Annotated in this window: 10 protein-coding genes; 8 read left to right on the forward strand and 2 right to left on the reverse strand. The window is 62.7% G+C overall.

Features of this window, described 5'->3' with window-relative positions; translation table 11 throughout:
- Nucleotides 1-9 precede the first annotated feature (9 nt).
- The 3 genes from KHO31_RS20320 to KHO31_RS20330 are packed head-to-tail and all read left to right on the forward strand — an operon-like array spanning nt 10 to nt 3,043.
- The gene (locus tag KHO31_RS20320) at nt 10-1,314 is read left to right on the forward strand and encodes a CitMHS family transporter (RefSeq protein WP_201074129.1); all 1,305 of its coding nucleotides are present in this window, start codon (nt 10-12) and stop codon (nt 1,312-1,314) included.
- A 33-nt stretch (nt 1,315-1,347) separates the two neighbouring features.
- Entirely contained in the window at nt 1,348-2,706 is a 1,359-nt protein-coding gene (locus tag KHO31_RS20325; protein ID WP_201074131.1) for an acyclic terpene utilization AtuA family protein, read from the forward strand.
- Nucleotide 2,707: 1 nt separating this feature from the next.
- Nucleotides 2,708-3,043 (forward strand): AtuA-related protein, encoded by a 336-nt coding sequence (locus KHO31_RS20330; protein ID WP_201074133.1) that lies wholly within the window; start codon nt 2,708-2,710, stop codon nt 3,041-3,043.
- Between the two features lie 97 nt (nt 3,044-3,140).
- Here KHO31_RS20330 and KHO31_RS20335 read toward each other — a convergent pair whose 3' ends face one another.
- On the reverse strand, nt 3,141-3,851 hold the full coding sequence (locus KHO31_RS20335; RefSeq protein WP_201074135.1) for a FadR/GntR family transcriptional regulator: 711 nt from the start codon (nt 3,849-3,851) through the stop codon (nt 3,141-3,143).
- A gap of 429 nt (nt 3,852-4,280) precedes the next feature.
- Between KHO31_RS20335 and KHO31_RS20340 the strand changes: the two genes are divergently transcribed.
- From KHO31_RS20340 to kdgD, 3 genes are all read left to right on the forward strand, one after another.
- Nucleotides 4,281-5,612 (forward strand): MFS transporter, encoded by a 1,332-nt coding sequence (locus KHO31_RS20340; protein ID WP_201074137.1) that lies wholly within the window; start codon nt 4,281-4,283, stop codon nt 5,610-5,612.
- Nucleotides 5,613-5,737: 125 nt separating this feature from the next.
- The gene (gudD, locus tag KHO31_RS20345; RefSeq protein ID WP_201074139.1) at nt 5,738-7,087 is read left to right on the forward strand and encodes a glucarate dehydratase; all 1,350 of its coding nucleotides are present in this window, start codon (nt 5,738-5,740) and stop codon (nt 7,085-7,087) included.
- A 69-nt stretch (nt 7,088-7,156) separates the two neighbouring features.
- Nucleotides 7,157-8,074, forward strand: a complete 918-nt coding sequence (gene kdgD / locus KHO31_RS20350) for a 5-dehydro-4-deoxyglucarate dehydratase (protein WP_201140236.1) — start codon at nt 7,157-7,159, stop codon at nt 8,072-8,074.
- Between the two features lie 64 nt (nt 8,075-8,138).
- On the opposite strand, the gene KHO31_RS20355 is transcribed toward kdgD, so the two are convergent.
- Nucleotides 8,139-9,647, reverse strand: coding sequence for an MFS transporter (locus KHO31_RS20355; protein WP_201140234.1), 1,509 nt, complete (start codon nt 9,645-9,647; stop codon nt 8,139-8,141).
- A 304-nt stretch (nt 9,648-9,951) separates the two neighbouring features.
- Here KHO31_RS20355 and KHO31_RS20360 point away from each other — a divergent pair, with 304 nt between their 5' ends.
- Nucleotides 9,952-10,194 carry a hypothetical protein gene (locus tag KHO31_RS20360; protein ID WP_201140232.1) on the forward strand — a complete coding sequence of 81 codons (243 nt, stop codon included), beginning with the start codon at nt 9,952-9,954 and terminating at the stop codon, nt 10,192-10,194.
- A 172-nt stretch (nt 10,195-10,366) separates the two neighbouring features.
- Nucleotides 10,367-11,608 carry an efflux RND transporter periplasmic adaptor subunit gene (locus KHO31_RS20365; RefSeq protein WP_201074145.1) on the forward strand — a complete coding sequence of 414 codons (1,242 nt, stop codon included), beginning with the start codon at nt 10,367-10,369 and terminating at the stop codon, nt 11,606-11,608.
- Nucleotides 11,609-11,621: the final 13 nt, after the last annotated feature.

The raw sequence follows: 11,621 nt of genomic DNA on the forward strand, positions 1-11,621 counted from the left end.
GACAAGCACATGCTGCCATTACTGGGGCTCGCTACCATCGTCGTGCTGCTCGGCGCGATTCTGTCGAAACGGATGTCGCCGCTCGTGGCGCTCATCATCGTGCCGATTGCGGCGTCGCTCATCGGCGGCTTCGGCTTTCAGACAAGCAAATTCGTGATCGACGGGCTCAAGAGTCTCGCGCCCGTGGTCGGGATGTTCGTATTCGCGATTCTGTACTTCGGCACCATCACCGACGCCGGCACGCTCGATCCGATCATCGACCGTATTTTGCGGGCCGTCGGCACGCGGCCCACGCGCATCGTGATGGGCACCACCTTGCTGGCACTGCTGATTCACCTGGACGGTTCCGGCGCGGTGTGTTTTCTCGTCACGATTCCCGCGATGCTGCCGCTCTACGATCGCCTGAAAATGGACCGGCGCGTGCTGGCTGCGGCGGTTTCGATGGCCGCCGGCATCAATTTTCTGCCGTGGACGGGGCCGATGATCCGCGCGTCGGCGTCGCTGCATCTGCCGATTTCGGCCTTGTTCAACCCGCTGATCCCCGTGCAGGTGATCGGCTTGGTGTTCGTCTTCAGCATGGCGTTCTGGCTCGGGCGGCGCGAGGAAAAGCGGCTCGGCCTCACGGCGGCGAGCGCTTCCGTGCCGATGCCAAAACGCGAGTTGACACCCGAGGAACAAGCCTTGCGGCGGCCGAAGAACTTCTGGTTCAACATCGTCTTGACGCTGGTCGTACTCGGTACGATGGTCGTGATGGGCGAGAAGATTCCGCCGGCGATCATGTTCATGGTCGGGCTGTGTATCGCGCTGATGGTGAACTATCCGAACGTCGACATGCAGCGTAAGCGGATCGACGCTCACGCACGTGCTGCGTTGATGATGGCCGGCATTCTGCTTGCGGCCGGGGTCTTCACCGGTGTGATGCAGGGCAGCGGCATGCTGAAAGCCATGGCGCAGGCGGCAGTCGGTTTCGTGCCGCCCGCGATGGCGGGCCATATCCCCGTCGCGCTCGGCTTGATGTCGATGCCGCTGAGCATGCTGTTCGACCCCGACTCGTTCTACTTCGGCGTGCTGCCGGTGATCGCCGAAGTGGCCGGCCAACTCGGCGTGCCCGCCGTGCATGTCGGCCAGGCTGCGCTGCTCGGCCAGATGACGACCGGCTTTCCGGTCAGCCCGCTGACGCCGGCGACGTTCCTCGTGGTCGGCCTGTGCGGCATCGATCTCGCCGACCATCAGAAATTCACGTTCCCTTTGCTGTTCGGCGCCTCGATCGTGATGACGATTGCGTGCGTCGTGCTGGGGATATTCTCACTGTGAGCTGCACGGCTCTACTGAACGGATGTGACCACCATGACAGCCACTCCACATAGACGAACGGTGCGAATCGGCGCGGGCGCGGGGTATTCCGGCGACCGCATCGAGCCCGCGGTCGAACTGGCAGAACACGGCGCACTCGACTACCTCGTATTCGAGTGCCTCGCCGAACGCACCATTGCAATCGCGCAGCAGGCGCGCAGCAAAGATCCTGAGCTCGGCTACGACCCGTTGCTCGAAACGCGCATGCGGGCCGTGCTCCCCGCTGCGATACGCAACGGCGTGCGGATCGTATCGAACATGGGCGCGGCCAATCCGCTCGCGGCGGCGCGCAAAACTGCCGAGGTCGCGCGCTCGCTCGGTCTCGGCGACGTGAAGATTGCCGCCGTCACCGGCGACGACGTGCTCGATGACGTGCGGCAGGGTGATTTCCGCTTCGTGGAGTCCGGGGAACGCGTCGCGTCTTATAAGGATCGCCTGGTGTCCGCGAATGCGTATCTTGGCGCAGCGGCGATTGTCGAGGCGCTGGCGGCCGGCGCGCAAATCGTCCTGACCGGACGTGTCGCCGATCCGTCGTTGTTCGTCGCGCCGCTGATCCACGAATTCGGCTGGCAGATGGGCGACTGGCAGACGCTTGGCCAGGCGACCGTGATCGGCCACCTGCTCGAATGCGCTGGGCAAATCACCGGTGGCTATTTTGCCGATCCGGGCTTCAAGGACGTTCCCAATCTCGCGCGGCTCGGCTTTCCCATCGCCGAAGTCGCGCCGGACGGCTCGGTGGTCATCACCAAGCTCGCGCAGGCCGGCGGCCGGGTGACCGAGGCCACCTGCAAAGAGCAATTGCTGTATGAGATTCACGATCCGGAGCGCTATTTGCAACCCGACGTGGTCGCCGATTTCACGCAGGTGCGAGTCGCGCAGGAAGCGCCGGATCGCATTCGCGTGAGCGGTGGACGCGGTACGCCGCGTACCGATACGTTGAAGGTGTCGGTCGCTTACTTCGACGGCTATATCGGCGAAGGGCAGATTTCATACGGGGGTCCCGGCGCGCTGGCACGTGCCCGGCTCGCACTCGATATCGTGCGGGAAAGGCTTGCGCTGACCGGTGTCGACACGCGTGAATTGCGCTTCGATCTGATCGGCGTGAACGCATTGCATGGCGAAACGCTGGCCAGCGGTTACGCCGAGCCTTATGAAGTACGGGCCCGGGTCGCGGGGCGCACCGGATCGCTGGCGCACGCAGTGCGGATCGGCAACGAGGTGGAGACGCTTTACACGAACGGCCCGGCGGGCGGTGGCGGTGTGACCAGGTCGGCGCGCGAAGTCGTCGCGGTGCAATCGGTGTTGCTGCCGCGCGAGCACGCCAAGCCGACATTCTCGCTCGTGGAGGCGTGACATGAAACTACGTGAGCTTGCTCATTCGCGGACCGGCGACAAGGGCAATACGCTGAATATCTCGGTCATCTGTTATGACGCGAAGCACTATGAGCATCTGCGGGCGGTGTTGACACCGGAGCGGGTCAAGGTGCATCTGAGCGACGTGGTGCGCGGCGAAGTCGTGCGCTATGAATTGCCTGGCATCGCCGCGTTCAACTTCGTACTCGGCCATGCGCTTGGCGGAGGTGTGACGCGCTCGCTTGCGCTCGATGCGCATGGCAAATCATTGAGTTCGGCTTTGATGGGCCTGGATGTGGAGGAGCCTCCAGCGGTTGGAGACGCGTCGGCTCCTTAGTCCGCTGGTGCGGCAGCCGGGCGGCTCTTGAAGCGTTAAGCGGGTCGAGGTCGGCGAGGCGGGCGATCATTGAGCGCACGCATCACGGCCGACCGGCTCAGCCGCTCGCCTTACTCAGCTCGTGCGCGCGCCGAAGTCTCTCGCGGCTATTGCTCAAATGCATCCGCATCGCGGCGCGCGCATCATCCGCGTCCTGACGTTCGATTGCCCGATAGATCATCTGATGCTCGCTGAGCACGTTGTGCAGGAGTTCGATATGGTCGAGTTCCGCGATCTCGGCGGTACCGAGCCGCGTGCGCGGGCTCACCGCGCGGCCGAGCTGGCTGAGCACATCGAAGAAATAACGATTGCCGCTTGCACGCGCGATCTGCAAATGAAACTCGATGTCGTGCGCCACCGTGTCGGTACTCCCCCGCTCGAGTTCGGACTCGAAGCGCGCCAGCGCGGCACGAATCTGCTTGAGATTCTGCTCGGTGCGCCGCGCCGCGGCGAGCGCGGCCGAGGCTGCTTCGACGTCGATACGGAACTCGATGATAGCCATGACGTCCAGCATGCTGGACAGGTCGGCGGCGTGCAGCTGCATGGACTGTTCCGTGGCCGGCTCCAGAACGAACGTGCCGATGCCGTGACGCGTCTCGACCACTTTGGCCGCCTGCAGGCGCGAAATCGCCTCGCGGACCACGGAGCGGCTCACGGAGAGCTGCTTCATCATCGCGACTTCTGTCGGGATGCGGTCTCCCGGCCTTAGGGTGCCGCGGCGGATTTCATCGGAAAGGGTGGCCACCACCTTCTCAGTTAGGCTGCTCATTTCTGTGGCTTATTGACTAATCGGCTGGAAATTCACACGTTGCGTGTGGGAGTGACGCCACGTGACGCATCGACATAGCCATCATAGCGTCAGTCCGAACGATAACGACCTGAATCTCACGCTCCTGGTGCAGGTTGGAATGACGCAATGGCCAGTCATGGTCTGTTCGGCAAGTGCGTATCTTACATGTTGTCGGACGTCTTAATTCATTTTACTCATGTGAGCACTGAAATGCTGTTTCGGCAGCCGGTCCCCGATGCGCATGGCTGGATTGGCAGGGTAAACACCGCATTGGAACCAGCGGGCGGAAACGGATAAACTGTCGTCAGACAACGTATCACGCATTTCGAAAACGGATGACCCGGCCTGTTCGAATGCGCCGCGATGCGCTCGATCAGGCCGCTGGCGTGGCCGAAACCGGAGACAACCTTGACATCTGCTCTCGCCACCGCTGCCGATCCGCTTGAGTCCGCGGTCTCGAAGGTCAAGCGGCACGTGCTGCCGCTTTTTCTGATCATGTTCATCGCGAACTACATCGACCGCGTGAACATTGGATTCGTCAATTCCCACATGCAGACGGACCTCGGCATCGGTGCCGCCGCTTACGGTCTGGGGAGCGGTTTGTTCTTTGTCGGCTACGCGCTGTTCGAGGTGCCGTCGAATGTGCTGATGCAGAAGTACGGTGCGCGCGCCTGGCTGACTCGCATCATGGGCACCTGGGGGCTTGTCGCAGCCGCCATGGCATTCGTCTGGAACGATACGTCCTTCTACGTGCTGCGATTCCTGCTCGGCATCGCTGAGGCCGGCTTCTTCCCGGGCGTGGTGTTTTATTTCACGCAATGGCTGCCGCAGAAAGACCGCGGCAAGGCTGTCGCGGTTTTTCTCTCGGGCTCCGCACTTGCGTCGGTGCTGTCCGGGCCGATTACCGGCAGCCTGCTGTCCATTAGCGGACTCGGCCTGCACGGCTGGCAATGGATGTTTCTCATTGAAGGCGGTTTCTCGATCGTGCTGTGCGGTGTCAGCTGGATGTTGCTGAAGTCGCGGATTCGCGATGCCTCGTGGCTGACGGCTGAGGAGCAGACCGTTCTCGAAAGCTCGATCGCCGCGGAGCAGGCCGAGCGCGAGGCGCACGGTGGCGCGCATCTGCCCTCGATGAAACTGCTGAAAGACCCGCAGATTCTCCTATTCTGTTTTCTGTACTTCGCGATTCAATTGACCATTTACGCGGCCACCTTCTGGCTCCCGACGATCATCCGCAAGATGGGTGGACTCTCGGACTTCGAAGTCGGCATGTTCAATACCATCCCGTGGCTCATCGCCATGGTCGCGATGTACTGCTTCGCGGTGTTGTCGGCGAAATGGCGTTTCCAGCAAGCGTGGCTGGCCGTGGCGCTCGTGATCGCGGCGTGCGGGCTGTTCGCCTCGACTTCGAGCAATCCGGTGCTGTCGTTCGTGGCGATCTGCTTCTCGGCGATTGGTTTCAAGGCCGCTTCTTCGCTCTTCTGGCCGATTCCACAGGGTTATCTGGACGCACGCGTTGCTGCCGCGGTCATTGCGCTGATCAACTCGGTGGGCAACCTCGGCGGATTCTTCGCGCCGGCCGCGTTCGGCTATCTGCAGCAGCACACCGGTTCGATTACGGGCGGCTTGTATGCCTTGGGCGTGGCTTCGCTGATCGCGGCGGCGGCCGGCTTCCTCGCACGCAATCGCCGCGTGAACCGCGACGCGCTGCCGGAGGCTTTGCATAGCAAAGCACACTGACTGGCGAAAATCGTCGACCATGAATAACGCATTTCCCACTTTCTCTCCGGCACGGGTCCCGAGCACGCTTATCCAGCGCGCGGACGCCCACTTGCTGGCTCGCTAACTCAACCGGGCCCATTCTCATGTCCACAAACTCATCCCAATCGAACGCTACGCCGATCGTGACCGAGCTGCGTGTCGTACCCGTCGCCGGCCGTGACAGCATGCTGATGAATCTGAGCGGCGCGCATGGCCCATTCTTCACGCGCAACATCGTCATTCTGCGCGACAGTGCCGGCCATACCGGCGTCGGCGAAGTGCCGGGCGGCGAGAGCATCCGCAAGACCATCGACGATGCCCGTCCGTTCCTCGTCGGCCAGTCGATCGGTAATTTGCAAGCTATCCTGAACAAAGCACGCACGCAATTCGCCGACCGCGATGCAGGCGGCCGCGGCCTGCAGACCTTCGACCTGCGCACCACCATTCATGCGGTGACCGCGCTCGAAGCCGCGCTGCTCGATCTGCTTGGCCAGCATCTGGGTGTGCCCGTCGCGGCCCTGCTCGGCGAAGGCCAGCAGCGCGACGAAGTGGAAATGCTCGGTTACCTGTTCTATATCGGCGACCGCAAGAAAACCGATCTGCCTTATGCCAGTGGCGCAGAAGGGCGTGACGATTGGGAGCGCGTGCGGACCGAAGAAGCGATGACGCCTGAAGCGGTGGTGCGGCTTGCCGAGGCGGCGCAAGCGCGCTATGGCTTCAACGATTTCAAGCTCAAGGGCGGCGTGCTGCCCGGCGACGCCGAAATCGAAGCGGTCACGGCGCTCGCTGAACGCTTCCCCAACGCCCGCGTCACGCTCGATCCGAATGGCGCTTGGTCGCTCGCGGAAGCGGTGCGCCTGTGCCGCGACCAGCACGACGTGCTGGCTTATGCGGAAGATCCGTGCGGCGCGGAAAACGGCTACTCGGGACGCGAGGTGATGGCCGAATTCCGCCGCGCAACCGGTTTGCCGACGGCGACCAACATGATCGCGACCGACTGGCGGCAGATGGGTCACGCAATTCAGTTGCAGTCCGTGGATATTCCGCTTGCCGATCCGCACTTCTGGACCATGCAGGGCTCGGTGCGCGTGGCGCAGATGTGCAACGAGTGGGGCCTGACCTGGGGCTCGCACTCGAACAATCACTTCGACATTTCGCTTGCGATGTTCACGCATGTCGCGGCAGCGGCACCCGGCAAGATCACGGCGATCGACACGCACTGGATCTGGCAGGACGGTCAGCGTCTGACGCGTGAGCCGCTGCAGATCGTCGGCGGCAAGGTCAAGGTGCCTCAGGCCGCCGGCCTCGGTGTCGAGCTGGACATGGACGAGATCGAGAAGGCCCACGCGCTGTATCAGCAGCATGGCCTGGGCGCGCGCGACGACGGCGTTGCCATGCAGTTCCTGATTCCGAACTGGAAGTTCGATAACAAGCGCCCGTGTCTGGTGCGCTGAGTCTCTCATGATTTGAACGGCGGCCCGTATGGCCGCCCGCTTTCACCCACCATTTACGCTATTCACGCTATGACCTCACCTCAAGAACTCAAAGCGATCGTTTCCGAAGGCCTGCTGTCCTTTCCCGTTACCGACTTCGACGAACGGGGCGATTTCCGCGCCGATACCTATGCCGCGCGCCTGGAATGGCTCGCGCCGTATGGCGCGACTGCACTGTTTGCCGCCGGCGGCACCGGCGAATTTTTCTCGCTGACCAAAAGCGACTACACGAACGTGATTCGCACGGCGACCGAGACTTGCAGAGGCAAGGTGCCGATTCTCGCGGGCGCGGGCGGCCCGACGCGCGTGGCGATCGAATACGCACAGGAAGCCGAGCGACTCGGCGCAAGCGGCGTGCTATTGATGCCGCACTATCTGACCGAGGCATCGCAGGAAGGGATTGCCGCGCACGTCGAACAGGTGTGCAAGGCGGTGAAGAACATGGGCGTGATCGTCTATAACCGCGCGAATTCGAAGCTGAATGCGGACATGCTCGAACGTCTCGCCGACAGTTGCCCGAACCTGATCGGCTTCAAGGACGGTGTGGGTGAAATCGAGGCGATGGTGACGATTCGCCGCCGCCTTGGCGATCGGTTTTCGTATCTCGGCGGCCTGCCGACCGCGGAAGTCTACGCCGCGGCTTACAAGGCGCTGGGCGTGCCGGTGTATTCGTCAGCAGTCTTCAACTTCATTCCGAAGACCGCGATGGATTTCTATCGCGCGATTGCCGCGGACGACCACGCCACCGTCGGCAAGCTGATCGACGAATTCTTCCTGCCGTATCTGGAGATCCGCAACCGCCGCCAGGGTTATGCGGTCAGTATTGTGAAGGCCGGTGCGAAGCTGGTCGGCCACAGCGCGGGTCCGGTGCGCGCACCGCTGACCGATCTGACCGAAGAAGAAATGGCCCAACTCGACGTGCTGATCAGGAAGCTCGGGGCGCAATAAGCCGCGCAATAAGCGTTCCGATAAGCCGTCCAATAAGCGGCGCAGAGCGCGGCCACCGCCGCGCTCAACTCTGGCGAAACACAACGTGCGAGATGCGCTGCACGAGCAACGCGGCCGCGAGTGCCGCCACCGCCGTCAGCCACACGCCGATATGAATCGACTGCACCAGTGCATCGCGTGCCGTGTCGATCAGCGCCAGCGTATTGAGTCCCGACGGCTTCATATCCGCAATCAGTTTCAGACGCAATGCCTCATCGATCAGGATGCGCAAGTCGACGAAGCGCGGCTGCCATTGCGATACGGCCGGCTCGCCGAGCACGCTCATCGTGCGCGTGACCACGTCGCGGTAGTGATGCTGCACCACGGTTGCCACAATGCTGGTGCCCAGCATCCCACCGACCATCCGCGTGGACTGCAGCAGTGCCGTCGTGATGCCGAAGCGTTCACGCCCGGCAATCTCCTGGCCGAACACATTCAGATTGTTCAGGATGAAACCCAGGCCGATGCCGACGGCCGCCATCGGCAATTCGATCCATACATGCGGCGTTTCCGGATTGGCAAACGCCAACGCGATCGAGGCGAACAGCAGCAGCGCGAAACCGATCGACAGAATCCGCGTGGGCTTCTTCATGTGAATGACGATACGCGTATTCAGCAGGCTGCCGAGGGCGATGCAGGCGGCAATCGGCGTAGCGAGCAGGCCGGCTTGTTGCGGCGACAGCCCGAAGCCGCCTTGCAACAGCAGCGGCGCGAAGAAGATCAGCGAGAACATCACGAAGCCGGACAGGAAGCCGAGGATGAATAGCGTGACGAGTTGCGCATCCTTGAACAGGTCGAGCGGAATGATCGGGTGCGTGGCGCGTTTCTCGCACACTAGCAACGCGATTGCGCCCACGATCACGAAGGCCGCCAGCGCCAGGTTGCCGGGCGTCAGGCCGTGTTTCGGCACCGCTTCGATGAACGCCTGCAGGCCGCCCAGCACGGCGGCGACCAGCGCTGCGCCGAGCCAGTCGATCCTGACGTCGCCCTCAAGCGGACGCCGGAAGTTCGGCAGATGCGCCCAGATGAAATAGAGCGCCGCAGCGCCGACCGGCAAATTGATCAGGAAGGTGGAGCGCCAGCCCCAATGCTCGCTCATCCAGCCGCCCAGCGACGGCCCCGCCGCGGTGCCGATCCCGTAGGCGGCCGCCATGACTACTTGCCAGCGCACCCGCGCGCGCGGATCGGGGAAAAGGTCAGGTATCGACGCGAACGCCGTGCCGACCATCATCCCGCCGCCGACTCCTTGCAAACCGCGCGCGATGACGAGGAACAGCATGTCGTTCGCGACGCCGCAGAGCACCGACGCCACCGTGAACGTGATGACAGCGGCGATCACGAAACGCTTGCGGCCGAAGTAGTCGCCGAGACGGCCGAACACAGGGACGGTCACCACGGACGCCAACAGATACGCGCTGGCAATCCATGCGTAGTACTCGAAACCATGCAGTTCGGCGACGATCGAAGGTAACGCGGTGCTGACGACGGTCTGGTCGAGTGCGACCAGCATGTTGACGAGGCCGATGCCGAGCATGGCTAGCAGGGCGTTTCGGAAAGGCAGGGCAGTCGCGGTCGGATTCACGGGGCAGGGAGAGAAGGGCTTTTCAGGGTAGGCGCTGCGCGGCACGACGCAGCAAAGGCCTTGACGACTATTATGTCTTATAGTTGTCTGACCTCTAGGCGTGCATTATACGGGTTTTCCCTTAGTGAAAACTATTCCCAGCAGTTTTAGCCGGGAAAAAGCGGCACACAGCAAGGTGCCGTATGCGAGCGCCGTTTGATGTGCGATGTCTGTTGACAGCCGCATACCGCCCTTTGTAGCCGCTCAAGATCGCTCCATGCTGCAGCACCTCGCAGCGGGAAGTTTCACGTGCGACAGGCCAATCGAACGGCGCGTGAGTGCCGTGACGGAAGTCAACCGCTCATCGTCCGGCAACTGCCTCACTAACGCCGAGCCAGTCAGCCCGGTTGCGCCCACAACGATCGCCGTTGTCATCCTGTCGACCTCGCTCGCGTTAAGCTCGCCGCACCGTCTCGCCCATCTGATGACGCTTGCCGATTTTTCTAACAAAGCACACTAACGTGTTACGCGATGTTACGTCAGCGCCTGTCGTGACGAATTGGAATATCCATACAGAACAATGTTCCTAAAACAACGCGACAGTTGGTTAGACTTCAACTGCATAATCTTTCCGGTCCGGTGAATCGACGCGCCCTGGGTTTGTGGGGCAGTTGCTGTTTTCGGAGGTTGGCATGAGCGAAGTGACGTCCACGCAGCCGAAGCGTTCCCGACGCGGGCGAATCCTGTTCGCGGTGATAGTGCTGGCGCTGGTCGCCCTGATCCTTGTGCACCTGTTTCGCCAAAAGCCACCGAAGGCCGTTGCGGAGCCGCAGGTCGTGACGGTCGCCGCCGTGACCCAGGGCGAGATGCCGGTCGTCCTGAGCGAACTGGGCACGGTTACGCCCGTGGCAACGGTGACCGTGCTGCCTCAATTGAGCGGCTATCTGACAGCGGTCGGCTATCGGGAAGGCCAGGACGTGGAGAAAGGGCAGTTTCTCGCCCAGATCGATCCGCGCCAGTACGAGATCAGCAAACAGCAGGCCGAGGCTCAACTGGCCAAGGACCAGGCTGCCCTTGCTCAAGCCCGCTCCGACCTTGTCCGCTACACGCAGTTGAACGAGCGAAAGTCGATCGCCGAGCAGACCTATGTCGATCAGCGGTTCCTCGTCCAACAGAACGAGGCTGCGATCAAGGCCGACAAGGCCAACATCGCGCAGTTCGAACTCGACCTGGCGTATTGCCGTATCACCGCCCCCGTTGCCGGCCGGGTCGGCCTGCGTCTCGTCGACCCCGGCAACTACGTCACCGCGTCGAGCCAGCCGGGCATCGCGGTCATTACCACCATGAAGCCGACCACGGTGGAATTCACCGTGCCGCAGAACTCGCTCGCCGCGGTGCTGCAACGCGTCAATTCCGGTGCGAAGCTGCCGGTCACCGCCTACCGCAGCGACAACAGCACGCTGGTGGCGACCGGTACGCTGTATGCCGTCAACAACCAGATGGCTACCAGCACCGGCACGGTCTCGCTACGCGCGACGTTCGCGAACGACGACGAAGCGCTTTTCCCAAGCGAGTTCGTCAACGTCAAGCTGCTGGTCGACACGTTGCAGAACGCCGTGCTGGTGCCGACGCCGGCCGTGCAGAGCGGTGCGCCGGGCGATTATGTCTATCTCGTCAATGCCAACCATACGGTGTCCGTGCACAAGGTCACACTGGGCCCGAGCGACGGCAAGCACACGGTCATCGTGTCCGGCCTCGCGGCGGGCAACACGGTCGTAACCGACGGCATGGACCGGCTGAGCGACGGCGCGCCAATCAAGATCGCCCCGGTGAAGCAGCCAGTGCCGGCCGGCGGTGCATCGGCCGCGTCCTCTTCCGGTGTGCCTCAAGGCCCCGGGAAGAGCGTGCCGGCCAGCGTCTCGCAAGCCTCGTAAGCGGCGGACGACG

This window comes from Paraburkholderia domus (assembly GCF_905220705.1).
Taxonomy (GTDB): Bacteria; Pseudomonadota; Gammaproteobacteria; order Burkholderiales; family Burkholderiaceae; genus Paraburkholderia; species Paraburkholderia domus.